At 42.6% G+C, this 25889-nt stretch carries 16 protein-coding genes and 1 pseudogene; 16 read left to right on the forward strand and 1 reads right to left on the reverse strand.

The features are described from left to right. Window positions 1-53: 53 nt before the first annotated feature. The 15 genes and pseudogenes from IGJ44_RS06005 to IGJ44_RS06075 all read left to right on the forward strand — a co-directional run bounded on the left by IGJ44_RS06005 (window position 54) and on the right by IGJ44_RS06075 (window position 23795). Window positions 54-1097, forward strand: a complete 1044-nt coding sequence (locus tag IGJ44_RS06005; protein ID WP_430606361.1) for a DUF916 and DUF3324 domain-containing protein — start codon at window positions 54-56, stop codon at window positions 1095-1097. A gap of 656 nt (window positions 1098-1753) precedes the next feature. Next, window positions 1754-2482 (forward strand): LytTR family DNA-binding domain-containing protein, encoded by a 729-nt coding sequence (locus IGJ44_RS06010; protein WP_005235024.1) that lies wholly within the window; start codon window positions 1754-1756, stop codon window positions 2480-2482. A gap of 28 nt (window positions 2483-2510) precedes the next feature. Continuing rightward, the gene (locus tag IGJ44_RS06015; protein ID WP_430606365.1) at window positions 2511-8441 is read left to right on the forward strand and encodes a bacterial Ig-like domain-containing protein; all 5931 of its coding nucleotides are present in this window, start codon (window positions 2511-2513) and stop codon (window positions 8439-8441) included. 265 nt (window positions 8442-8706) lie between these two features. Continuing rightward, complete coding sequence (kdpA, locus tag IGJ44_RS06020) at window positions 8707-10383, forward strand: potassium-transporting ATPase subunit KdpA (RefSeq protein ID WP_218213106.1); 1677 nt, start codon at window positions 8707-8709, stop codon at window positions 10381-10383. A 12-nt stretch (window positions 10384-10395) separates the two neighbouring features. Next, window positions 10396-12426: a potassium-transporting ATPase subunit KdpB gene (gene kdpB, locus IGJ44_RS06025; protein ID WP_430606367.1), complete on the forward strand. Its 2031-nt coding sequence runs from the start codon at window positions 10396-10398 to the stop codon at window positions 12424-12426. 41 nt (window positions 12427-12467) lie between these two features. Further along, entirely contained in the window at window positions 12468-13004 is a 537-nt protein-coding gene (locus IGJ44_RS06030) for a potassium-transporting ATPase subunit C (RefSeq protein ID WP_430606369.1), read from the forward strand. A gap of 12 nt (window positions 13005-13016) precedes the next feature. Beyond that, the gene (locus tag IGJ44_RS06035; protein ID WP_430606371.1) at window positions 13017-15617 is read left to right on the forward strand and encodes a DUF4118 domain-containing protein; all 2601 of its coding nucleotides are present in this window, start codon (window positions 13017-13019) and stop codon (window positions 15615-15617) included. Window positions 15618-15628: 11 nt separating this feature from the next. Beyond that, window positions 15629-16321: a response regulator transcription factor gene (locus tag IGJ44_RS06040; protein WP_430606373.1), complete on the forward strand. Its 693-nt coding sequence runs from the start codon at window positions 15629-15631 to the stop codon at window positions 16319-16321. A 219-nt stretch (window positions 16322-16540) separates the two neighbouring features. After that, window positions 16541-17563, forward strand: a complete 1023-nt coding sequence (locus tag IGJ44_RS06045) for a LacI family DNA-binding transcriptional regulator (RefSeq protein ID WP_430606374.1) — start codon at window positions 16541-16543, stop codon at window positions 17561-17563. Window positions 17564-17713: 150 nt separating this feature from the next. Continuing rightward, window positions 17714-17815 (forward strand): annotated as a pseudogene (locus IGJ44_RS06050) (carbohydrate ABC transporter permease); the annotation flags it as partial. 19 nt (window positions 17816-17834) lie between these two features. Next, window positions 17835-19145 carry an alpha-glucosidase/alpha-galactosidase gene (locus IGJ44_RS06055; RefSeq protein ID WP_430606377.1) on the forward strand — a complete coding sequence of 437 codons (1311 nt, stop codon included), beginning with the start codon at window positions 17835-17837 and terminating at the stop codon, window positions 19143-19145. Window positions 19146-19375: 230 nt separating this feature from the next. After that, window positions 19376-20215: a PRD domain-containing protein gene (locus IGJ44_RS06060; protein WP_430606380.1), complete on the forward strand. Its 840-nt coding sequence runs from the start codon at window positions 19376-19378 to the stop codon at window positions 20213-20215. 95 nt (window positions 20216-20310) lie between these two features. Then, on the forward strand, window positions 20311-22197 hold the full coding sequence (locus IGJ44_RS06065) for a beta-glucoside-specific PTS transporter subunit IIABC (protein ID WP_430606382.1): 1887 nt from the start codon (window positions 20311-20313) through the stop codon (window positions 22195-22197). Window positions 22198-22210: 13 nt separating this feature from the next. Continuing rightward, the gene (locus tag IGJ44_RS06070) at window positions 22211-23617 is read left to right on the forward strand and encodes a glycoside hydrolase family 1 protein (RefSeq protein WP_430606383.1); all 1407 of its coding nucleotides are present in this window, start codon (window positions 22211-22213) and stop codon (window positions 23615-23617) included. Beyond that, window positions 23610-23795, forward strand: a complete 186-nt coding sequence (locus IGJ44_RS06075) for a hypothetical protein (RefSeq protein WP_430606385.1) — start codon at window positions 23610-23612, stop codon at window positions 23793-23795. Before IGJ44_RS06070 ends, IGJ44_RS06075 begins: the two co-directional genes overlap by 8 nt. On the opposite strand, the gene IGJ44_RS06080 is transcribed toward IGJ44_RS06075, so the two are convergent. Further along, on the reverse strand, window positions 23776-24207 hold the full coding sequence (locus IGJ44_RS06080) for a GNAT family N-acetyltransferase (RefSeq protein ID WP_430606387.1): 432 nt from the start codon (window positions 24205-24207) through the stop codon (window positions 23776-23778). The genes IGJ44_RS06075 and IGJ44_RS06080 overlap by 20 nt on opposite strands. 283 nt (window positions 24208-24490) lie before the next feature. Between IGJ44_RS06080 and IGJ44_RS06085 the strand changes: the two genes are divergently transcribed. After that, window positions 24491-25831, forward strand: a complete 1341-nt coding sequence (locus IGJ44_RS06085; RefSeq protein WP_430606389.1) for a peptidoglycan DD-metalloendopeptidase family protein — start codon at window positions 24491-24493, stop codon at window positions 25829-25831. Window positions 25832-25889: the final 58 nt, after the last annotated feature.

Consider the following 25889-nt stretch of genomic DNA (forward strand, 5'->3'; position numbering starts at 1 on the left):
TTTTATGCTAGCTGATTTTTCTTTCCTATTTTGTGTAGAAAGGATCTGACAGGATGCATCAGAAGAAAGTTCGAGGCAAAGGATTTCAGTATTGGGTAGTAAGTATTCTAACGGTCTTATTTTTCATTGGTACGAGCATTACGGGGGCAGCAGATTCACTTGATACTTTCGATGTTCAAATCAAATTGCCAGAGTCACAGCAAGACAAAGAGCTGATGTACTATGATTTGTTGCTGGAGCCCAAGGCAGAAGAAAAACTAGCAGTCATGGTTTCCAATAAAAGCGAGCAACCAATCAATCTACAGCTATCGTTTAATCGAGCGGTCACGAACATGACTGGCGTCGTTGAGTACTCTGGGGCAAATGAGGAAGCAACGCCTTCTGCTCCGTACGCGATCGAAGAACTCGTTACTTTGAGTGATGAAACACTTTCATTAGCCCCTAATGAACAAAAAGAAATCACCTTGACAGTTCGGATGCCATCTAAATCATTTGATGGGATTTTGGCAGGGGGACTATACGTACAGCAAACCGGCAGTGAAGAATTTCAAGGGAATGTTCAAAACCTATTAGCAAGAGAAGTGGCGGTATTGCTCCGAAATAAAGAGTCAGACATCCCGCCAGCGGTCCGAATTGAAGAAGCCCATTTGGAAGAGATCAACCGCCGCAATGTCATCATCGTAGCGGTGGAAAATGCAGCAGCCGATTATCTCAGTAAAGCCACGCTTGCTTATGAAGTGTTCCATGAAGGAAAAGCAACAGCCATCAAAGGGGAAAAAGAAATCCAATTAGCGCCCAATGCATTAATGAATTACGCACTTCCGCTGGATGGAAAGGAACTGTTATCAGGAGAGTATGAAATAAAAGCGACCCTTAAAGCAGCCGATCAAGAATGGCAGGGAGAGCCGACCTTCCAAGTTGCAAGGCAAGAAGCGCAAGAAAGAAATGAGCAAGATGTCAGTATTGAAGAAACCGCTTCGCCGATCCTTCTCTATCTATCGATTGGTGGTGTTTTATGTTTGATCATCGCTTATCTGATTTGGCATAATCGAAAACTAAAACGAGCATTAAAAAAAACAGATGATAAAACTCCATGAGCACTTGTAAGAAATTCCTTATTAATATAGAAGGAAAAAAAGAAAACAATCAAAATTCACGGGATGCATGTAAATCAAAAGCATAATAAAAGCAGCAAACAGGCCATTTATTGTTCGAAATAAATGGTTTTTTGTCGTGTCCATGAAGATTCGATATGGTAAATTAAGTAGAAAATTTTTTGATTGCATCTTACAGCAGCGAACGATCACTTTTATTTTGATGGAAAATCTTCAGAGGAAACAGTTGATTACCCTTAACCGGACTGCCCAAAGAGAAGGGTAGCTTTTTTTTGCGAAAAAACGAAGAATAAATAACGATTAATATTTAATTTGAACGAAGGTTTTTTTTTTTAAAATCATTAGAAAGGTTGGGCAGTAGTCGGTAAGTTTTGGAATTGTTAATTAGTTAAACTACTTAAAAAAACATAAGTTTTTATTGTTGTTTGCGCTTTCTGTCTTATAAATGTGTTAAGAAAGCAGTACGACGGGAACTCCTTTACTATAATAGGTTTAGACCAATTATAAAGTCTTTTCTTACTTTGTTTTTAATTTAAACTACCTTTTTTGCATAAACGTTTCGCTAATTCGTTTGAAAGTGCAAGCAGGCATTTTTAATTAAGAATACAATTAGAAATGATGTGAAAAGGAGAATTAAGATGTCTGCAAATTTGAGCAATTTCGCTGTTTATATAGTAGATGACAACTTTTTTAATGGAAATTTGATGAAAAAAATGATCACTGAAAGTCATGTTCCTTATTCTATGGTGGAGATCATTTCACCGGAAGAACTAGATTCTTTTCTTGAAGGGTATCTAACAGATGTGAACGATTTATTTTTATTTTCCATTGAAATGATGGGCTTTGATCGAAGTTTTCAATTAGCAGGGCGATTGAGGGAGCAGTGCAAAAAGTGTCAAATTGCTTTTTATGGTGCCTATGCGTCCAAAATCGAAATCAAGAAACTGAATCTTATCTGTCCTTTAGGAATCATCGATACAGAAGAAAAGGATGTGGCAATGCAGTTAAGAAATTTGTTAACAGAAGCAATTGAAGTGAAACGATCATTGCTGGGAAAAAAACACTTATTAAAAATTGTTAGTAAACGAGAGTTGATGATCGTTGATGCAGAAGCAATCAACTACATAACAACGATCAAAGGTGAGCGAAACCGAATCGTATTCCATCAAAAGAAATCAGTTGAGTGCATTGAAACTTCGTTAAAGGTCATCAAACAGCTAGATTTGCCTGAGTATTATAAAGTATTCAAATCGTACATTATTAATGCGCGACAAATCAAAATGATTGATCGAACAAACAATGTTCTTTGCTTTTTTAATGGGGAAGAATTAGAAGTTGGAAAAAAAATCCGTAAAGCAATCAGTTAAAACTACATATATTTAATGGAGGAAAAAAATGAAAAAGAGAAATAAACGAATTCGTCATGGCATTGTTGTTACCGCTTTAGGTCTGTCCCAAGTGATCACTCCGGTCATGGCGCTTGCGGAAACCACGGAACAGGAACAGACCATTCGTACTTTAGATAACTCAAATCATCTGCTGGAATCAACCAGCGGCGTTGCCAATGAAACAAACACAAGCGACGCGCAAACAACTGAGACTACTCAAACGGATCGTTCTTCAGAAGAAAGCGGCGAAGCAACCTCCAAGACGGATGCAGAAACAACGAGTCAAAGTGAAACGCCTGCTACAACTTCATCAACGCATACAGCAGATACTACAGATTCGACGCAAACAAGTTCTTCAGAAACTGAATCGAAAGAGGCCAAAGAAACCGAAAAAAGTTCCCGTGTTAGCACCCGCATCAATGGACAAGAGCTTTTAGAAAAAGGCACATTGCTGACGATTGCTGGTGATGAGTTCAGTCAAACGGAAGAAACGCGGATTTTAAACAATAGTCCGGTGAAACTGAAATTAGACTTTGAAATCAATGACGAAGACTATTTAGCCGGCACCACTGCTGTTTTTGACTTGCCGCAAGGCCTTGGCTTTAGTGATGTGCAAGGAACCAATGAAGCGATCAATGCATCGTGGGCTGTAGATAGTGCAGCTCATCAACTGATGATCACGTTTAATCAATCGGTTCATGATGCCTCTTTTTCAATCGAGTTGACTAGTTATCTATATTCAGAAGATAAGCCTCAGCTAACGATTGAGATCGGCGATCAAAACCAGACAAGCTATGCGATTGATTTGTATGAAGAGGTCGATCCGATTCAATATGTGTCAGAAAAAAATGTCTTTGGGATGGAAGGAATGGTCTACTACAATACCGATCGGACATTATCTGGAACGGAAACTCTTGCACTGAATTTGGTTGATACGCCGGGGGCTTCCTTCAAAAAGATTGAGACCCAACCGTTAAAAGTTTTCAGCTATGAGGTGGATATCAAAGGAAAGATCAAACCAGAAACACAGACAGCATTAGTCGAAGGGACGGACTATACGATCACTTCAAATAGTCTTTACAATACTGCAGTTGAAATCAAACAGATGGACAAACAAAAGGCTTATGGGGTTTCTTATCAATTCACCATGAGTTTGACCGAGCTGACGGAATATACGCCTTCTTTTTCAAAAGGGTATCCAACGACCGGATTTGGTTCGGTACAGCTAAAACAAACAACTGCCCAAAATAGAGGGTTTTCCTTTATCGCAAAAACCAGCAAAGATGAAAAAGAAGTCGATTCTAGGTATTATATGGGGGTTGCTTCTGCCAGTTTTATGAATGGCCTTTCTAAAGGAAACTACTATGTATCAATTCATCAAATGCCGACGGAGATGAAAGCTGGTCAACAAATCATCCTTTCGAGTCAAAACGGACAGCCGATCACGGCGAAACAGTTAACAGCAAGAGACGCCTTCTATCAAAATGTGACTTTTGCGGATTATTTTTCTGTCGAAAATAGTGGGGACAAACTGATTGTGACTGCTACAAAAGACAGCAATCTCACTCTTGGTTCCACGAACATAACCGTACCCTTTGATCAGAAAGATATCATTCTCAATGTCTCGACACCGTTGATCGCCAATAGAGAATTCAAAATCGTTGAAGACAACTATGTCGAACCAATCAGTGTTCTTAATCCCAACAATGCTGAAACGGCTTGGGGAAATTATGATCAAAATGGTGCTTACATGAGTGATACTTCCATCAACATCGAAGGCAGTAACTCACAACCAATCGAAAATTTACAAATGTTTATTGAACACCCAGAGTATCTTTCTTTGAGAAAGGTACCAAAAGTCAGTTTTTACTACACATTAGGAAAAGATTATACGATTGAAGAAGTAGCAGGCGGAACGATGGTCACCTTTACGTCGCCCATTACCTATTCCGTTCAATTTGATATTGGCTTCAATTACGTGCCAGACAGTTTAGCACCGACAAAATCGATTCCTAACGATACAATTCCAATCACGATTTCCGCAACGGGACTTGACACGGTTCATACCTCCGTCTATACCGGAAGAAAACTGTATTCTGAACGCACGCTCCAAAGTAGTAAAAATCAGTTTTTAGTCAACGCGCGTCAAGATACCATCAGTGATTTGACCGTTGAAACTCATGTACCGAAAAATACCGATGTCGTGTTTTCGATCATCGATGTTTCCAATGAACAAGTCAGTGGCATTTATCCGCAGTATTGGGATCGCGGTTATTATGATAACCAAGCCATGAAGGAAAGCGATCCGAATTATCCAACGATCACCCATGATGAAGAAACCAACTATTATACCTTTGATTTTGGGACGACCAATCGGCGCTACATTATTGCTTATCAATACGCCAATGGATGGCAGGAAATGAGTACGATTTATGTACCTGGTTATGCAAAAGAACCGTTATCAAATAATCAGCAAGGCTCAACTACCGTTTCCGTTTCCAATACAGCGACAGATATTATTGGCATTACGCAAAATACCGTTAACAATACGAAAAACATGACGCAGGTCAAGGTCACGACAAAAAATACCGATGATGGCTCGAAAAAAGTAGCAAATCCAACGATCCTTCTAAAATCGTTAGGGAACACCAATGGCGAAATCGATTTAGGATCGATCACTGTTTCGAATGTGCCAGATGACAGCTATGAAGTCAAAGAAGTTGATGGGAACGTACAGCTTGTCTTTTCAAACTATGTTCTAACGAAAAATATCGAAATCAGTTACAACGTCCTTTCACAAAACGCCGGCCAAATCTCAGCCTCAGCCACGATCGTTTCTGATACGATCGATACCTTGTCGGAAGCCAAACGGACGGCTACCTCGACGGTGGCCAATCTGCAATTTTCGGCAGGCGATTCCAGCGGGATCATCTACAAAACCAATGCGACGCTTGATGTTTATAATACCGAAGAACCAACTGAGAAGATTGCGGGGGTTACTTTGACGCTTTGGAATCAATTGACTGGAGATATCGTTTCTGTCGTAACGGATGAAAATGGAGAATATCAGTTAACGGATATTTATACGGGGAACTATACGCTTTATGTTTCCTACGTCCCAGAAGGTTACGTCATACCACAGGAACTTCAACTTGGTAAAGAGGTGCAAGTGAATCGGACGGGCAATCATCTTTCTGTCGGTATCACACCAGAAGAAGACTTGTCGACGATCGACGCCAAAGATAGCACGATCTACGTGGGAGATGAATGGCATGCTGAAGACAACTTTGTTTCAGCGACAGACAAACACGGCAATGCGTTGACTTTCTCGGAAATCACAGTCAATGGCGAGGTCGACACGACAAACGTTGGCACCTATGAGGTCAAATACATCAACGGTAGTGTTAGCCAAACAGCGACGATCACCGTGGTTGCCAACCAAGAAACGGTAGCAGCCAAAGACAGCACGTTATATGTAGGCGATGCATGGACAGCAGCTGATAATTTTCTATCGGCAACGGATAAAGACGGCAACGCAGTGACAATCGCAGAAGTGACCATCAACGGCGAAGTTGATACGGACATACCAGGAGAATACCAAGTCATTTATCGCAATGGCAAAGCCGAAGCGACAGCGACGATTACCGTGTTAGCTGATCAAACATCAATCAAGGTAAAAGATAGCACCTTATACGTCGGGGACGACTGGCATGCGGTTGATAACTTTGTTTCGGCAACGGACAAAACAGGAGCGAATGTACCATTTTCAGGAGTGACAGTTAGTGGAGCCGTGGATACTTCCAAAGAAGGTCAATATCCAGTGGTTTATCAAAACGGCAATCAAAAAGCAACAGCGACGATCACCGTGGTTGCCAATCAAGAAACAGTCGTTGCCAAGGATAGTACACTTTATGTTGGAGATTCATGGGAACTTGCGGATAATTTTGTTTCAGCAACGGATAAGAAGGGGCAACCGTTAAGCTTGGCAGAGCTCACCACCAGTGGTGACGTGGATACGAAAGTACCAGGAGAATACCAAGTCATTTATCGCAATGGTAAAGCCGAAGCGACTGCCACGATTACCGTATTAGCTGATCAAACATCAGTTAAAGCCAAAGATAGCACCTTGTATGTTGGTGACGATTGGCATGCGGTTGATAACTTTGTTTCGGCAACGGACAAAGCAGGAGCGAATGTACCATTTTCAAATGTAACCGTTAGTGGCTCAGTTGATACGAGTAAAGAAGGTCAGTACAAAGTTACTTATAGCAATGGTAAAACGGAAGCTATTGCCACGATTACGGTTGTTGCCAACCAAGAAACAGTAGTTGCTAAAGACAGTACGATTTATGAAGGCGATGACTGGCAAGCCGCCGACAACTTTGTGTCGGCAAAAGACAAAGACGGCAACACAGTAAAACTGGCTGATATCACAACAGTAGGTACAGTCGATAGCGCCACACCAGGGAAATACGAAGTGATTTATCGCAACGGCAAAACTGAAGCGAAAGCCACGATCACCGTGTTAGCTGATCAAACATCAGTTAAAGCCAAAGATAGCACCTTGTATGTTGGTGACGACTGGCAAGCAATCGACAACTTTGTCTCAGCCACAGACAAAACGGGAGCGAATGTTCCATTTTCAAGTGTAGTTGTTAGTGGAACAGTGGATACCTCCAAAGAAGCCGAGTATCCAGTGGTTTACCAAAATGGCAAGGTAAAAGTAACGGCGACGATTACGGTTGTTGCCAACCAAGAAACAGTAGTTGCTAAAGATAGTATGATTTATGAGGGCGAGAACTGGCAAGTCGCCGATAACTTTGTGTCGGCAACAGATAAAGACGGCAACGCAGTAAAACTGGCTGATATCACAACAGTAGGTACAGTCGATAGCGCCACACCAGGGAAATATGAAGTGGTTTATCGTAATGGTAAAGCTGAGGCGAAAGCGACGATCACCGTCTTGGTTGATCAAACATCAGTTAAAGCCAAAGATAGTAACTTGTATGTTGGTGACGACTGGCAAGCAATCGACAACTTTGTCTCAGCCACAGACAAAACAGGAGCAACGGTTGAATTATCAGGAGTGATCGTTACTGGTACCGTCGATACCAAGCAAGAAGGCACATACGAAGTCACTTATACGAATGGAAAAGTCAGCGAAATAGCGACAATCACTGTGGTTGCTCACGAAGAAACGGTCGTAGCAAAAGATAGTACGATCTATGAAGGAGAGAAATGGCAAGCCGTCGATAATTTTGTCTCGGCAACAGATAAAAGCGGACAAGCAGTCGATTATGATCAAGTATTGATTAGCGGTACAGTCAATACTGATGTGCCTGGAAAATACCAAGTCATTTATCGAAATGGCAAAGCCGAAGCAACTGCCACGATCACCGTGTTGGCAGATCAAACGTCTGTGACTGTGAAAGATAGCGTGATTTATGTCGGTGATAACTGGACAGCAGCCGACAATTTTGTCTCCGCTACAGATCGTGACGGTAAGTCACTCGCATTGGAGCAACTGCTGGTGGGCGGTTCGGTGGATACGAAGAAAACGGGCACCTATCAAGTCACTTATTCAATCGTCACTGATGAAGCAGCAACTCCTAACTTTTTCGCACGTTTATTTGGTACTCGCTCACAAGAAGAAGTCACCGCCACAGCGACGATCAAAGTCATTGAAAAAGCAGAAGAACCAGAGGAGAACGATAAGCAGCCAGAGAAAGATGATTCTAATAAAGGGCAAGAAAAACCAACGGATGCAGGACAGCCTGGTAAACAAAGCAAAGCGACCGCAAAGGACAAACGGGTGTTACCAAAGACCGGTACAGCCATCACTCAAGGCTATTCGATTGCAGGAGTGAGCCTTGTTGCACTAGCGGGGATCGTCTTCTTTCGTAAGAAACACACGAACAAAAGCAGAAAAACGAAATAAGTCTCAATGACTCTAACAGCGGATATCGTGAAGGATATCCGCTGTTTTTGTTTTTTAAAATACCTGCTGTATTGCGGTTTTCTTGTCCGATAAGCAGCCGTATAAAGAAGATATAAAGATGCTAGCAGAAGATTTACACTATTTTTATTTCTTTTTGCGTATGCTTACGTCATGAAGGAGTGAAGAATATGAATCTTGTTTTAGGAATAATCGGAGTGATCGTAATGATCTATCTCTTTTGGTACTTGTTTGAGGGGGGAGAACGATGAGTAGCTATTTTGTGCAAGGCTTTTTATTTTTACTGATCTTACTAGCAGCAGCGGTTCCTATGGGCTGGTATATCAAAGAAATCATGCAAGGAAAAACACCGCGGTTTGTCCGCTTTATCCAACCCATTGAACGGTTGACCTATCGAGTGATTGGTTCGGTCAGCAAAAAAGAAATGACCGCCAAAACTTATCTATTTTCCGTCTTGGCCGTCAGCGTCTTTTCCATCATCGGCTTGACCGGATTATTGATGGTCCAGCACTGGTTACCGCAAGGGGCAGCCGTTGAGAACATGTCCTTTGACTTAGCATTGAACACAGCCGTCAGTTTTGTGACGAACACGAACTGGCAAGCTTACGCTGGGGAAGAAGCACTGACCAATCTTTCCCAAGCATTAGGATTAACAGTGCAAAATTTCTTATCTGCGGCAGTAGGATTAGCCGTACTGTGTGCCTTGATTCGTGGGCTGCAGCAAAAACAAAAACGTACGGTAGGGAATTTTTGGCAAGACATCACCCGTTCCTTGCTCTATATCCTTTTGCCACTTTCATTGATTTTAGCGATCTTGCTCCTGTCTCAAGGCGTTGTCCAAACGTTGAGCAGCGGCGTGGAAGTCAATGGATTTGAGGGGGAATCCTTTTGGATGGCGCTCGGACCAGTAGCGAGTCAAATCGCCATCAAGCAATTAGGGACCAACGGCGGCGGTTTCTTTGGTGCCAACTCTGCCCATCCATTTGAAAATCCAACGATGTTCAGTAATTTTTTAGAAAACTTAGCGATTTTGTTGCTGCCAGCTGCTTTGATTTTTGCCTTTGGCTTTTGGATCAAAGAGTGGAAACAAGGACGTACGATCTTGATCACCGCAACCGTCTTTTTGATCCTAGCTTTTATTGGCGTAGTGATCAGTGAAGCTTATGGACCGCAATTCAGTCAAGTGCTTGGGAATGCCAATCTAGAAGGCAAAGAAGTACGTTTCGGTGTCGGTTGGTCGAGTCTCTGGGCAGTGAGTACCACCGCTGCTTCCAGTGGATCAGTCAATGCCATGCTGGATAGTTTCACACCACTCGGGGGTGCGATCCCGATGTTCTTGATGCAGCTAGGGGAAATCATCTTTGGCGGTGTCGGTAGCGGACTTTATGGCATGATCGCTTTTCTATTATTGACGGTCTTTATCGCTGGTTTATTAGTCGGACGAACACCCGAATATATCGGCAAAAAAATCGAAGCTTTTGACATTAAAATGACGAGTATCGTTATTTTGACGCCATTGCTACTGACGCTTTTCGGGGCTATGTTGATGACCTTGCATCCTGATATCATGAGCTGGCTAACCAACCAAGGCGCCCATGGCTTTAGCGAACTGCTGTATGCTGCAACTTCCTTTAGCAACAACAACGGGAGTGCCTTTGGCGGCTTGACCGCAGATACTGTTTTCCTAAATAGTTTGGGTAGTATCTTGATGTTCGTTTCACGTTTCGTTCCCATCGCAGCCATCTTGTATCTGGCAGAAAACATGGGGGCCAAAAAGAAAACCGTTCGTAATGAAGGAACCTTGTCAACCACGAGTCCAGTCTTTGTCACGATGCTGATCATTGTGATCATCGTGATCGGTGCACTGAGCTTTTTACCAGCGATGGCTTTAGGTCCAATCGCAGACTTCTTTACAACGAAATAGGAGAGAGAAAAAATGAAAAAAATCTATCAATGGGCGATCGGCGAATCCTTTAAGAAATTGGATCCTCGCCAACAAATCAAAAACCCCGTAATGTTTGTGGTTTATTTAGGGGCGATCTTGACAACAATTTTATGTTTTCAAGAACAAACGGTCCCGTTGTGGTTTAGCATCAGTGTGACCGTCTTCTTATGGTTGACCTTGTTGTTTGCCAATTTTGCCGAAGCAGTGGCAGAAGGGCGCGGCAAAGCACAAGCGGATAGTTTGAAGCAAGCTAAAAAAGAAATCATGACCTACAAAGTCATGTCCCTCGAAGATGTAGCGAAAGGGGCTTTTAACGAAGTCCGTTCCTCCGATTTGAAAAAAGGCGACTTGGTGTATGTTCCATCTGGCGAACAAATTCCTGCCGATGGGGATGTCGTGGAAGGTGCTGCTTCGGTGGACGAAAGTGCCATCACAGGAGAATCAGCACCTGTCATTCGTGAGTCTGGCGGTGACCGCAGTGCAGTCACCGGAGGAACGTTAGTCGTTTCTGATTACTTGGTCATCAAAGTGACCGCTGAAAATGGTCATTCTTTTTTGGATAAGATGATTGCGATGGTGGAAGGGACGCAACGGAAAAAAACACCCAATGAGATTGGCTTACAGCTGTTCTTAGTGACACTGACCATCATCTTCTTAGCTGTTTCCATCACATTGATTCCTTTTACCGATTTTAGCAGTCAGTTATCTGGTCGGGGAACGGCGATTTCCAGTGTGATCGTGATCGCATTACTGATTTGTCTCGCACCGACCACGATCGGCGCCTTGATTTCCTCGATTGGGATTGCTGGAATGAGTCGTTTGACCAAAGAAAACGTCATCGCCATGAGTGGACGCGCGATTGAAGCTGCAGGAGATGTGGATGTTTTGCTACTGGATAAAACAGGAACCATTACTCTGGGAAACCGCCGTGCCAGTGAGTTCTTGCCAGTACCAGGGATCACCGCCAAAGAGTTGGCAGATGCAGCGCAGTTGGCATCTTTTGCCGATGAAACGGCGGAAGGACGCAGTATCGTGATTTTGGCCAAAGAAGCCTTCAATATTCGTGAACGGGTATTTCAGCAAGCCGATGTTCATTGGATCGATTTTAGTGCCAAAACACGGATGTCTGGGATCGACTATCGTGGTGATGAGATCCGTAAAGGAGCTGCCGATACGATCAAGCAATATGTGACGGCAAAAGGGCAGACCTATCCCGCTGCATGTGATGAGATCGTAGAAAAAGTCGCTAAAGCTGGTGGAACCCCATTGGTCGTAGTGAAAAATGGCCAGGTACTCGGAGTCGTTTATTTAAAAGACATCGTGAAAAACGGCGTCAAAGAAAAATTTGCCGACATGCGCAAGATGGGCATCAAGACGATCATGATCACCGGAGACAATCCCTTGACGGCAGCTGCTATTGCCGCCGAAGCGGGCGTCGATGATTTCTTAGCCGAAGCAACACCAGAAAACAAAATGAACCTGATTCGTGAATATCAGGAAAAAGGGCATTTGGTGGCGATGACGGGGGATGGGACCAACGATGCACCCGCACTCGCCCAAGCCGATGTGGCAATGGCGATGAATACCGGTACGCAAGCAGCCAAAGAAGCAGGGAATATGATCGACCTTGATTCCAGCCCAACCAAATTACTGCAAGTGGTGCAGATCGGTAAACAGCTGCTGATGACCCGTGGGGCATTGACGACCTTTAGTATCGCGAATGATATCGCCAAATATTTCGCAGTGATCCCTGTCCTGTTTTATGCGATTTATCCAGAACTTGCAGCGCTGAATATCATGAATCTTGGTAGTCCCTTAACGGCGATTTTGTCCGCAGTCATTTACAATGCAGTCGTGATCATCGCCTTGATCCCTCTGGCGTTAAAAGGGGTCAAATACCAAGAAAAACCAGCCAGCCAAATGCTGCGGCACAATCTTGTCGTCTACGGCCTAGGCGGCATCATCGCACCATTCATTTGCATCAAGCTAGTAGATTTGCTTTTGTCAGCTGTTCTGCTATAAGAAAAATCCATCAGAGTCAAGGAGTCATTTAGGAGGAAAACATGATGAAGAACACCCTCTTTGCCAGTATCAAATTTTTACTAGTTAGTACCGTGCTATTTGGCGGTCTCTATACATTTTTGGTCACCGGTGTCGGACAAGTCTTTTTTGCCCATCAAGCCAACGGCAGTCAAATCGTGGAAGACGGAGCGGTCAAAGGGTCTGAGCTACTTGCGCAACCCTTTGACCAAGCAGGTTACTTCCAAGGCCGTGATCAAACTGTTTCACAATTGTCGCCCTATGATACGACCCAAAAAAAGACTGTAGCTGAGCGGACAGCGGCGTTACTTGCAGAAAACCCAACCCAAACCAGTGTGCCGATCGATCTCGTGACCGCTTCGGGTAGTGGCGTTGATCCTGATATCAGTGTCGAAGCGGCACTTTTTCAACTGCCGCGGATCGCTGACACAAGAGGCATCGATGAACAAACAATTCATGATATAATAAACAGGAATAAAGTAGCTGATTTGTTCTCCACGAGAGAATATGTCAATATCATGGCCTTGAATCAGCAGCTCGATCAATTACCCGAAGGATAGGGGGAAGCATCTATGAGTGAAAATAACCAGCAGACGATCCCAGAAGAGATGCTGCTGCAAGCGGGCTTTGGACCTAAACGTGGCAAGCTACGGGTATTTTTCGGTTTTGCTGCCGGTGTTGGAAAAACCTATACGATGTTAACAGAAGCCCATGAGTGTTTACTCATGGGCAAAAATGTGGTGATCGGCTATATCGAACCCCACAAACGTCCCGATACCAATCGATTGCTTGAAGGGTTACCACAAGTACCATTAAAGCAATACCAACACAAGCAATTGACCCTTTATGAGCCAGATATCGATCGACTGATCCAACTAAAACCAGATATCGTCTTGATCGATGAGTTGGCACATACCAATCCCATTGGTGCCCGAAACAAAAAACGTTACCAAGATGTCGATGAACTATTGAATGCAGGAATCACCGTCTACACGACCATCAATGTCCAGCATATCGAAAGTCTGAATGATATCGTGGAAAAGGTCACGGAAGTGGAAGTCAGAGAAACAGTCCCTGACACCTTTTTCCAGCACGCCAGCTTGCGGGTGGTGGATGTTGAACCAGACGAACTGATCGATCGATTGGAACAAGGAAAAATCTATGCTGATGAAAATGCCAAACGAGCGCTAAAAAATTTTTTTACGCCAGAAAAACTTGATCATCTGCGGGGATTAGCGATCCAAAAAGCTTCCAATCATATCAATCAAATGAACGGCGGTCGAAAACGAGTCCAAAGCAAGCTTTTGACCATCATTGATGATCGCTTGCCGAAAATGGCAGAGAAATGCATTCGTTGGACCGCCCGCTTAGCCCAAGGAGTGGGGGCGGAATGGACGGTTATCCAAGTTCGATCGTTAGATGATACACCTACCGAGGTGCCATTGGCAGAGCGTTTGGGAGCAGAAGTCATCAACATCGAAGCGGATGACAGTTTTGAAACCATCGTAGAGTATGCCAAAATGACGGGTGCCAGTGACATTATCATGGGGAAACAGGTTTCTCAGAAGTGGTTCCAAAAATTGTTTGTCGAGGATTTAGAAGACCGCTTGATTCGGCGCCTTGATGACATTGAGATCCATTTGATTCCTTTTAAAGAAAAAATGCAGCGACCACGGCTAACGTTTTCGCAGTTATTTGAAGGTGGCGGTCGAGATTTCACCTTGACCTTTGGGCTGATCATGCTCGCCACCTTAGTGACAGAAGGCATGCAATATCTGCATTTCGGTGAGCAGAACTTGATGCTGGTCTACATCTTTTTTGTTCTCTTAGTGGCCCGTTACACGAGTGGCTATCTTTGGAGTGCCATGGCATCGATCATTAGTGTCCTTTCTTACAATTGGTTCTTTGTCGAACCCTTGTATTCCTTGACGGTCTATAAAGCAGGCTATCCAATCACATTAGTGATTATGCTGATCGTTGCCTTAATGATCAGTAATTTGATGGTTCGATTGAAGACTCAGGCAGAAAATGCCAAGGAAAAAGAGCATCAAATGGAGATATTGTATGAGTTGAACAAACAATACATGGAAACGCGGAATGAGCAAGACATTTATGAAAGTACGACCACCTATTTGGCACGCTTACTCCAGCGAGAAGTGGCGTTATATGACAGAGAAGGTCACTTGAGAAGTCTGCATTCTTCAAGAGAAACATTGTCTCAACTGACTGGCAAGGATGAGAAAGCCGTCGCTTTTTGGGTCGTGAAAAATCAAAAAGAAGCCGGTCGCGGCACAGATACTCTGATTGGTGCCAATGGATTTTACTTGCCGATCGTTTTAAACGGCAAACCACTAGGCGCCCTTGGGGTAGAACGCAACGAGGAGCATCAGTTGGCCAATAGTCAATTGAATTACTTGCGCCTTGTGATCACCCAAATTGCGACCGTGTTGGAGCAAGTCTCATTGGCGAGTGAGAAAGAACAGATCCAATTAGAAAACGAACGGGAAAAAGTCCGCAGCAATCTACTGCGTGCGGTTTCTCATGACTTGCGGACGCCACTGACGACGATTTCTGGCATTGCCGAAACATTGAGCGAAACCGAAGGCGTGATCAAAAAGGAAACGAAACAAAAGCTGCTAGGAGATATCCAAAGTGAATCTCAGTGGTTGATCCGCATGGTCGAAAACTTACTGTCGGTAACCCGCATCAATTTGACTAACATGGCGGTCAAGCGCAGTGAAGAACCAATCGAAGAAATTATCGAAGCGGTTTTAACGCACCTAAAAAAAGTCTATCCGCAACAAAAAATCATCGTGAAGATGCCCGATCAGCTGATTTTTGTCAAAGTCGATCCAATCTTGATCGAACAAGCCTTGTTTAATTTGATTGAAAATGGCGTACGCCATGGAACCGCCGATACACCGATTTTCTTGCGAGTTTTTCAGGAGCAAGAAGTGGTCATTGAAATCGAGAACCAAGGGGAGATCCCCCTAGGGCAATACCAAAAAATCCAAGCGAATTTGACTAATGACACCGAAGTGCCGGTGGATTCCAAAAATGGACTAGGCATCGGACTGAGTATCGTTAAAACCATCATCCATGCCCATGAAGGCAAATTAGCAATCGAAACGAAAGCCGGCAGTACCATCTTTCGTATTTATTTAAAGCAGTAAGGAGGAAGAGCATGCAGCGAAATTTTTTATTGATTGAAGATGATTCGAATATCGTTGATTTTATGGAGGTCGTCTTGCAAAGAGAACACTACAACTTTACGTCAGTTGGCACGGGCATGGAGGCATTGATGCTCTTGCAGGAAGAAACTATCGACTTCATCTTGCTGGATCTGGGCTTACCGGACATTGACGGCATGGAGCTGTTGAAAATCATTCGTAAGCGCATGAACACACCGATCATCGTGATCTCTGCTCGTAAAGATGAACAAGACAAAGTGCAAGCATTAGACCTCGGTGCCGATGATTATGTAACGAAGCCCTTCAGTACCAATGAATTATTTGCCCGCATTCGCACGGCATTGCGGCACAAGGAGACAACTGCCTTTAGCAGCAGCCCGATTCTTGTAAACAAGGAGTTAACGATCGATTTTGAGAAAAAAATCCTGTACAAGTATCAAAATGAGATCCATTTGACCAAAAACGAATACCGCATCATAGCAGTTATGTTCAAGAATTTAGGCAAAGTCGTCACTTACGATACCCTGACCAGCGAAGTCTGGGGACCTTTTGCAGCGGATGCACAAACCTTGCGAGTCAATATCTCAAACATTCGCAAAAAAATCGAAACCAATACGCTGCAGCCAGAATATTTGATCACCGAAATCGGCGTCGGGTATCGCTTGCGGGAGTATCCAGCAGAGTAGCGGTCGTCATAGGAAATAAGGAGGAAAAACGTGCAGCGGTTCTTTGGTCGCTGCACGTTTCTATTTGTTGTTAATTGCGAAGAGACGTTGAACTGATTGCTTCTCCATAGATGATTTGAAACTGTAGGTAAACAAGTAGGTAGGTTGTTAACTAAAATTTCTTTTCATTCTGATCATTTTGTGTTTATATCATAGTATAAAGTAAAAAAGGAGAGTATTATGGCAGGAATTAGAGACGTCGCAAAACGAGCGGGTGTATCGATCGCAACTGTATCGAGGGTGCTCAATGAAGATCCAACGTTATCTGTCACGCAAGAAACAAAAAATAAGATCAACGAAGCCGTGGAATATTTTCACTATAGTAAGAAGAAAGTACCTGTGAAAAAGGCAATGAATATTGCAGTGGTATCCACTGTTTCGGAAGAAGCTGAATTAGAAGATCCCTATTTTCGGGCGATTCGTCGTGGCATTCAAGCACAAGCAGAACAAAATAAGTTTCGCATAAAAAAAACGTATTATATGTCTGAACGCGCAGTTGCCATTGAGGAGCTAAGGGAGTATCAGGGAATCCTTGTCATTGGTCAAGTCTTGCCAACTTTTTTAGCAAAGATCGCAGCAGTCAATCCTCATATCGTCGTGATCGATGATCCTTCTTTGTCTTCAGAATGGGATGCGGTATATACGGATTTCTCTATAGCAGCAACCGAGCACTTAGAGCGTTTGTATAAAAAAGGGCATCGAAATATCGCTTTTATTGGGGGATATCGGGTACGTTTGGATGCATCCAGTGAGAAACATCAATCGCCAGATGATATGCGGATGAACACTTATGTGTATTGGATGAAAGAAAAAGGATTGGAAGAATACATCAATGTTTACCTAGAAGGATGGAACACATTAGACGGTATCAAAGCCACTGAGCAATTGCTTGAACAATGCAAAGAGAGCCTTCCTTCAGCTATTATGGTCGCCAATGATTCGATTGCAGTTGGTACATATCGCTCCTTGCAAAAACGTGGGTATCGGATACCAGAAGATATCTCAGTAGTCAGTTTCAACAATATTGAAGTTGCAGAATTTTTGACCCCATCTTTAAGTACCGTTGCCATCGATATGGAAGAAATGGGAAAAATTGCTTTACGGATGGTAGAAGAGCGGATCAAAGGCATTCGTCAAGTACCTGTTAAAATCATGGTGGCCAGTAAGATGATCGTCAGAGAAAGTGAAAAAGAAAGAGATTAATGCTGAGAGTAAACATTGTAAAGTGTTTACTCTTTTTATTTTAGTTAAAATTTATTGACAATCTGATTAGTAAACAGTATATTTGTTTTGTAAAAAGAAAACGGATACATAAAAAACAGTGGATGAATTGTTTCAAGAAAGTGGTTCTAAATGGCAGGCTCGCTACTAGCGATTTGGCCCATGGTTGCTGTCTTTATCATTTTTCAACGTAAATTTATTGAAGGAATTGCCACTACTGGCGGTAAATTATAAAAGAATGGAGCAATAGAAAATGACAAAAATCACCTTTATCGGAGCAGGAAGCACTATTTTCGCTAAAAATGTTCTAGGAGATGCAATGTTGACCCCGAGCTTAGCAGATTCCCACATCGCCCTTTACGACATCGATGAGAAACGACTTCGTGAATCCGAGGCAATGTTAAAGACGATCAATAAAAATGCCAATCAAAACCGAGCAGAAATACAGGTCTATCATGATCGCAAAGAAGCACTAAGAGATGCCGACTTTGTAGTAAACGCCATTCAAGTTGGTGGCTACAAACCTTCCACCGTCATTGACTTTGAGATACCGAAGAAATATGGCTTACGCCAAACAATAGGTGACACGATGGGCATTGGCGGAATATTTCGGACGTTGCGTACGTTACCAGTCATGTTGGAATTTGCTCGAGAAATGGAGGAAGTTTGTCCAAATGCATGGTTGCTGAATTATACGAACCCGATGGCGATGCTGACGATGGGGGTATTGAAAGCAACATCCATCAAAACGGTTGGGCTTTGTCATAGTGTGCAAGTATGTGTTCCAGAATTATTCGAGCATTTAGGGATCAAAGAACAATATGATCTGGCTGACTTCCAGTGGAAAATTGCTGGGATCAATCATATGGCATTTTTATTGGAAATTACCAAAGATGGGGAAGATTTCTATCCAACGATCCGTCAGTTGGCTGAAGAGAAAGAAAATCCCCACCATGATTCAGTCCGCTTTGAATTGATGAAACGTTTTGGCTATTATATTACAGAATCTAGTGAGCACAATGCCGAGTATCACCCTTATTTCATTAAATCAAAATACCCAGAATTGATCGACGAACTGGGGATTCCGTTGGATGAATATTTAACCCGTTGCGAAAATCAGATTCGCGATTGGGAAACGATGCGGGAGGATATCGTCGATAATGGCGATTTGACCCATAAGAGAAGTCGGGAATACGCCTCTTATATCATGGATGCCATCAAGACTGGCAATCCAACCGTTATTGCTGGAAACGTATTGAATAAAGGCTTGATCACCAATTTACCAGAGGATGTCTGTGTGGAAGTTCCATGTTTGGTGGATAAGAACGGCATCCAACCAACCTACGTCGGCGCTTTACCAACGCAGCTTGCAGCATTGAACCGAACCAACATCAATGTGCAAGAATTGACTGTCGAAGCAGCGTTGACCCTTGAGAAAAACAAGATTTATCAAGCAGCTTACCTCGATCCTCATTTATCATCAGAACTATCATTGGCAGACATTACCCAATTAGTCGATGATTTGATCGAAGCCCATGGGGATTATTTACCAGATTATCACTGATAAAAAGTGGACGCGCAGTTTTCTTTACGAATACTGATAGCGCCAACATTTCTTTGGTTTTTTTGAAAAGATATGGCAAAAGAGTTGTTGACAACCAAATTGGTCAAAGCTATAATCGGACTTAGGATTGCTACTGAAAAGGCGACACCGACAAAATATACACTAGCTTATTTATGCTCGGAGTGTATATTTTTGTCGGTTTTTTTGTCTGTTTGAAGGGGGGAGAAAAGATGAAACCAATCACGATCTACAATAACAATGCCGTCCTCGTGGTGGATAATGGCACAGAATGTGTAGTGATTGGCAACGGTGTTGGTTTCGGTGTAAAAGGCAGTGGGGTGATTGATCAAACGAAAATTGATAAAAAATATGTCTTAGATGCAGAATTTACCCAAAACAAATTTGGGTCGCTGATGGCAGGAATGGATGAACGGCATGTGATTCTGACCGCCAAAATTATTGAAGAAGCAGAAAAGGATCTTGCGCGAACATTTGATTCCAGCATCTATCTATTTCTTGGTGATCACATTAATTACGCAATTGAGCGTAATCTTAAAGGAGAAGCGATCACCAATGACTTAATGTGGGAAATCAAAAAATATTACCCACGAGAATTTGCAGCAGCAAAGCGATCGTTGCAGTTTATTGAACGATCAGAGAAGATTCGTTTTATTGAAGATGAAGCTGGCTTTATAGCCCTGCATTTTGTAAACGCTAGCTCAAGTTCACGCTTTAAAAATGAGACGATTTTTACGACAAAAGTAATTGCAGAGATTGTTCAGATCGTGGAGTATGATTATGGGATGAAGTTGGATGAGACGTCCATGAACTATGACCGATTTTTGACCCATATACGCTATTTTGTAAGCCGAATTTTTTCAGAAAGTAAAGAAGTAAAAGATGAAACTGATTTATTGCAACATGTAAAGCAATTATATCCGAAAGCTTACCAAACTGGCTTGAAAATCAAGAAGCATATTGCTGGTCAATATAAAGTGAAAATTACAGATTCAGAATTGTTATATTTTGTCATTCATATTAATCGAGTGACCACAAGAGAACTAGATTAAATGTTTTGTTACCGAATGGGCAAGACCAAATAAAGATTGAGCCAAATATAGGCTTAGTTTTTATTTGGTCTGTTTTATTTATAAGGAGGAAAAAAATGACTAAGTATCAAGAGCTTGCACAGAATATCGTTGAAAATATTGGAGGAACGTCAAATATTGAGTCTGTAACGAATTGCATGACACGGTTACGATTCGTATTAAAAGATAATTCAAAAGTCAAAGAAGATCATCTTAAAGCAACACCAGGTGTTCAAGGAACAGCATTAAAAGGCGGACAATATCAGGTTATTATTGGAACAGATGTATCAAATGTTACGGAAGAAATCAACAAAATGGGGAACTTTGGAAGTGATTCTTCAGAACCAACATCACCGAAAGAAGAAAAAGTCATCAATCGAGTTTTAGGAGCGATCACCTCAATTTTCCAACCGATTATTCCAGCAATCTGTGGGGCAGGAATGTTAAAAGCTGTTTTAGCTTTACTTGTTTTCTTTGAGGTATTAAACGCAGAAGCTCAAACGTATCAGCTTTTAAGTTTACTAGCCGATTCAGCATTTTATTTTCTTCCAGTAATGTTAGCCGTAACAAGTGCACAATACTTTAAAGCGAATCCATTTTATGCAGCGGTTTTAGGCGCAATGCTGATTCACCCAGCTTTTACTGCTATGGTTGCAGCTGGTGAACCTATTTCATTTGCAGGTCTTTCTGTCAGAGCTGTATCCTATGGTTCGGCAGTTGTACCGCCAATTTTGATTGTATGGGCAATGGCGCACATTGAACGTTTAGCAAAAAAAATATCGCCAAATCCTGTGAAGATTTTTCTGGTCCCTTTATTGGTTTTCTTGGTTACGGCTCCCTTAGCTTGGATCATTATCGGTCCACTAGGAGCATTAGTTGGTGATGTGTTATTAGTAGTCTTTGAATTCTTCAATGAACAAGCACGCTGGGTTTTACCAGTCCTGATGGGGGCATTTACCCCATTTTTCGTCATGACAGGGATGCATTACAGTTTTATGCCTGTTCAACTAGCACAATATGCCACATTGGGCTATGGAACGTTATTAGGACCGGGAATGCTAGCATCAAATATTGCTCAGTCTGGTGCTTCACTGGCAGTAGCATTAAAAACCAAAGATAAAGAGATGAAGCAAACGGCTTTTTCAGCTAGTACCACAGCGTTATTTGGAATCACGGAACCTGCTTTGTATGGGGTGACGATGAAACTAAAAACGCCTTTATGGGTCGTGGTAGCCTCTGGAGGAGTAGCTGGTTTATGGGCAGGTTTGACCAACATGCGAACTTATGCATCAGCAACTGCAGGGGTTTTGGCGTTACCTGTCTATTTAACGGATGATCTGTCAAATATCGTTAACGCAGTGATTTGCATTGTTATTGCATTCGCAATGTCTTTTGCACTTACTTTGTTTTTTGTGAATGCAGAAGGAAAGAAAAAAGCAGAAGTGTCTTCACAAAGTCAAACGTCAAATGCGAATCAGGTTGCTGAACCAATTCGATCATTACGGACACCTTTAGAGATCAGCAGTCCTTTGGCAGGGGATAGGTTGGCGACTCATGAAATTCCCGACAGTGTATTTGCCAATGAGATCATGGGGAGAACAGTGGCTATTCAACCAAAAAATGGTCAAGTAGTTGCACCATTTGATGGTGAAGTAGTGACGATTTTTCCCACCAATCACGCAATTGGGATCAAAAATAAGCAAGGAGTTGAGCTGTTGATCCATATTGGTATCGATACGGTCGAACTTGATGGCAAAGGTTATACTGCAGCAATCAAAGTAGGAGATACCTTTAAAAAAGGCGATTTGCTAGTAACCTTTGATCCAGAATATATTGTTAGTCAAGGATATTCTACAGTGACACCGATCGTAGTGACAAACACAGCAGATTTTACAGATGTTATTGTCCATTCTGAGGATGGAACCATCAAACAGGGTGATGTTTTAGTATCGATTTTTGAATAAAGAGGGGACAAATATGGCAAAATTTCCAGAAACTTTTTTATGGGGTGGTGCGATTGCCGCCAATCAAGCGGAAGGTGCCTATAACGAAGATGGCAAAGGACTTTCCATTCAAGATTTCTTATCAAATGGAGTCACAAGGCCACTAGATCCTGAGCTAAATCCGCAAAACTTAAAATTAGAAGGCATTGATTTTTATCATCGTTATCGAGAAGATATTCAAATGTTCGCCGAGATGGGCTTTCAAGTTTTACGTTTCTCGATTGCTTGGACAAGAATTTTCCCTAATGGCAATGAGGAAAAGCCAAACGAAGCTGGATTGCAGTTTTATGAAGAGGTGATTGATTGCTGCTTATCTCATGGGATCGAACCGCTAATTACACTTTCTCATTATGAAACACCTTATTTCCTTACAAAAAGTTACGATGGTTGGCGTAATCGGGCATTGGTAGACTACTTTGATCGTTTTTGTCGGACTGTGTTTACTCGTTACCAAGGGAAAGTGAAATATTGGTTAACTTTCAATGAAATCAATGCGCTTTGGAATTTTCCCTTAATGGGAGCAGGAGTGATGACAGAAAAAGATTGCTTATCTAAGCAAGATCTCTTTCAAATAGCACATCACGAGCTTGTTGCCAGTGCCCAAGCAGTCAAAACCGCCCATGAAATTGATCCACAGATGCAGGTAGGGAATATGGTGTTAGGGATCTATAATTATCCGATGACTTCAAACCCGAAAGACACATTGGCTGTTTTGGAGGCGGATAAAAACTTAAACTATTTTATGGATGTTCAAGCTCGTGGATATTATCCTGATTGGATCAAAAGAGAATGGCAGAGGTATAATGCAACTATCGAGATGGAACCTGACGATCTCGAATTATTGAAAAATACCGTTGATTTTATATCGTTTAGTTATTATATGTCCCGATGTGTTTCTGCTACGCCTGAAAAGTACCAACAGGGAAAAGGAAATATGACAAACGTTCTAAAAAATCCCTACCTTGATGAAACGGAGTGGGGATGGGAGATTGATCCAGACGGATTACGTATTCTCTTGAACCGTTTTTCGCATCTCTATCAGTTGCCACTTTTTATCGTTGAAAATGGTTTAGGTGCTGTTGATCAGTTAATTGAAATTGACGGAGAATTAACCGTTGTTGATGATTATCGCATCAATTATTTAAATGATCATCTATCAGCCGTTGCTAAAGCCATCGGTGATGGTGTCAATGTATTGGGCTATACCATGTGGGGGTGTATTGATTTAGTAAGTGCTTCGACCGCAGAGATGAAAAAGCGTTATGGGTTCATTTATGTAGACCGAAACGATGATGGAACTGGTTCACTTAAACGGTATCGAAAAAAATCCTTTAATTGGTATCGCGAAGTGATTGTCACCAATGGGGGAACCATTGGTTGAAATACCGCTAGTAAATAAAGAAAGCATTGCCGATCCAGCAAATGGAAGGCAATGCTTTTTGTCGTTTATTGTATCCATTGATTCGACGGGTAAGCCGATCAGCGGTTATGGTCGTACGATTGATCAAAAGGGGAAAAAGAAGGTGAAAAAAAGCAGCATCAACGATGCCACTCCATGATGTTTTCGATTTCATTGGTATCAGAGTCCAGTTGTTCAGAAACGATCGTAAAGCCATGTTTGAGATAAAACGCAATAGCAGCTGTATTTTTTTGGTAGACGTTCAGAGTCAGCTTCTCGTGTTCTGCTTGTACTTTTTGTAAAAGCTGCTTGCCAATGCCGTGGGCACGATAGTCTTTCAAAACGAAAATACCAGCGATATACTCATCCAACATCCCGATGAAGCCGACAGGCTGATCATCCACCGAATAGGTGTAGATAAGGGCATCGGCAAAGGCTTTTTTCACAAAGTCATAGTTATCTTGCCAATGGGCAGCTGAAATAAAGTCATGGGCATCCAAATTGCTTTGCAGCCAAATCTGGGCGATTGTTTCTAATTCAGAATCGGTAAATTTGGTCACTTGTTGTATCATGAGAACCTCCGTTTTTTATCCAGTATAGCATAGGTCCACTGCTGATTACTGCAAATCACGGCTTTTTCGTAAGCAATTGGTCAGGAGATCAGTCAATTAATAAGTAACGAAGGTTAAAAGGCGAAGAAAAGCAATCTTTTTCGTTGAAATATTCTAACAATTTTGTTTCAGCTAGATGTCAATTTCTTGCAGCCAGATGTTATTTGTGTGAAAACAGCCCCAAGAGTGAAATCTTTCGGTATGCTAAAGAAAGCGATAAGACACATTTAGTTAAGGAGAAAAAATGAAAAAGACACTTTTGGTTGCAAGTTCACTTGTTTTGCTGACGCTGCCTGTCGTGACGGTATCCGCAGACAGCTTTGATCAGAAGATCCAGCAGCAAAATGAAAAAATCAATGACATAAAAAATGAATCCACCTCATTAGAATCGCTGAAACGTTCTACAGAGGCAGAGATTCAATCGATTGAAGGAGAAATCCAAGCAATTTTACAAAAGAAAACGGCGACGGAAGAAGAAGTCAATGCCTTGGCACAAGAAATCCAAGTCCTTGAAGAGAAAATCATCAAGCGCACAGAAGTACTGGCGAATCAAGCGCGTGACATTCAAACGTCGGAACCTTCCAATCGTTTGTTCCAAAAAATCGTTGATGCGGAGTCCATCGGAGAAGCTATTCAACGGGCGATCGCTTCAGTAACGATCATGAATGCCAGCAATAGCATTGTCGAACAACAGCAAGAAGATATCGCAACGAGCCAGAAATTGGAAAAAGAGTTGCAGGAACAATTGGTTGCGATCGAAGAGCAGTCAAACGCATTGCAAGGAAAACAAGCGGAATTAGCTGATGTCAAATTGAATCAAGAAGTTGCACTAGCCGACCTTGCCTTGTCGTTGAACACCGAAGAAGAGAAAAAAGACCAATTGGAAGCAGACAAAGCAGAAGCACAACGGCAAAAAGAAGCAGCGTTGAAGCAACTGGCTGAGCAAGAAGCACAAGAAGCAAAAGCGCGCAAAGAAGCAGAAGAAGCAGCAAAACGTCAGCAAGCAGCAGAAGCCAAGTCAGCTGAAACCGCCGAAAGTCCTGCCGTTCAACAAGCAGCAGTGGCAGCAGCCCAGCCGAAGACGGAAGCCGCAGTGGCGCCAGAAACATCGGTGTCGTCAGAAAAAACTGCAGCTACGCCTGCACCTGCGCAGCAAGCAGCTGAGCCAAAGGAACAAGCAAGCACAGGTGGATGGCAAATGCCAGTCGATTCGGTTCATATTTCGAGTCGTTTTGGGTATCGAACAGATCCAACAGGTGCATCAGGAAATCAACATAATGGCATCGACTTTACTGGGGGGACAGGAACGCCGATCTATGCGATCCAAGCAGGCGAAGTCGTTGAAGCGGGCTATGGTCCGTCAACTGGTAACTATGTGATCATCAAACATGCCAATGGCGTTTACAGCTACTACATGCACTTTAGTACGCTGCCAGCTGTTTCGGTCGGACAAAGCGTCTCAGCTAGACAATATGTTGGCGGTATGGGAACGACTGGGAATTCAACTGGCGTCCATCTACATTTAGGGATGTCAACAAGCTTATGGTCAGGATTCTTTGATCCGGCGCCAGAATTAGGCTTATAATAGTCAGAAAAACCGCAGAAGCGAACAGGCTTCTGCGGTTTTTTGGTTGCTCTTCTTT

The organism is Enterococcus sp. DIV1368d, from assembly GCF_050542975.1.
In the GTDB taxonomy this organism is placed as follows: Bacteria; Bacillota; Bacilli; order Lactobacillales; family Enterococcaceae; genus Enterococcus_D; species Enterococcus_D casseliflavus.

Bases quoted from the DNA above. Each gene is read 5' to 3' on its own strand.
- IGJ44_RS06030 (WP_430606369.1), top strand. From the start codon at position 12,468: ATGATGAAGAACACCCTCTTTGCCAGTATCAAATTTTTACTAGTTAGT.
- IGJ44_RS06040 (WP_430606373.1), top strand. From the start codon at position 15,629: ATGCAGCGAAATTTTTTATTGATTGAAGATGATTCGAATATCGTTGAT.
- IGJ44_RS06005 (WP_430606361.1), top strand. From the start codon at position 54: ATGCATCAGAAGAAAGTTCGAGGCAAAGGATTTCAGTATTGGGTAGTA.
- IGJ44_RS06055 (WP_430606377.1), top strand. From the start codon at position 17,835: ATGACAAAAATCACCTTTATCGGAGCAGGAAGCACTATTTTCGCTAAA.
- IGJ44_RS06070 (WP_430606383.1), top strand. From the start codon at position 22,211: ATGGCAAAATTTCCAGAAACTTTTTTATGGGGTGGTGCGATTGCCGCC.
- IGJ44_RS06060 (WP_430606380.1), top strand. From the start codon at position 19,376: ATGAAACCAATCACGATCTACAATAACAATGCCGTCCTCGTGGTGGAT.
- IGJ44_RS06065 (WP_430606382.1), top strand. From the start codon at position 20,311: ATGACTAAGTATCAAGAGCTTGCACAGAATATCGTTGAAAATATTGGA.
- IGJ44_RS06080 (WP_430606387.1), bottom strand. From the start codon at position 24,207: ATGATACAACAAGTGACCAAATTTACCGATTCTGAATTAGAAACAATC.
- IGJ44_RS06085 (WP_430606389.1), top strand. From the start codon at position 24,491: ATGAAAAAGACACTTTTGGTTGCAAGTTCACTTGTTTTGCTGACGCTG.
- IGJ44_RS06045 (WP_430606374.1), top strand. From the start codon at position 16,541: ATGGCAGGAATTAGAGACGTCGCAAAACGAGCGGGTGTATCGATCGCA.
- IGJ44_RS06035 (WP_430606371.1), top strand. From the start codon at position 13,017: ATGAGTGAAAATAACCAGCAGACGATCCCAGAAGAGATGCTGCTGCAA.
- kdpA (WP_218213106.1), top strand. From the start codon at position 8,707: ATGAGTAGCTATTTTGTGCAAGGCTTTTTATTTTTACTGATCTTACTA.
- IGJ44_RS06010 (WP_005235024.1), top strand. From the start codon at position 1,754: ATGTCTGCAAATTTGAGCAATTTCGCTGTTTATATAGTAGATGACAAC.
- kdpB (WP_430606367.1), top strand. From the start codon at position 10,396: ATGAAAAAAATCTATCAATGGGCGATCGGCGAATCCTTTAAGAAATTG.
- IGJ44_RS06015 (WP_430606365.1), top strand. From the start codon at position 2,511: ATGAAAAAGAGAAATAAACGAATTCGTCATGGCATTGTTGTTACCGCT.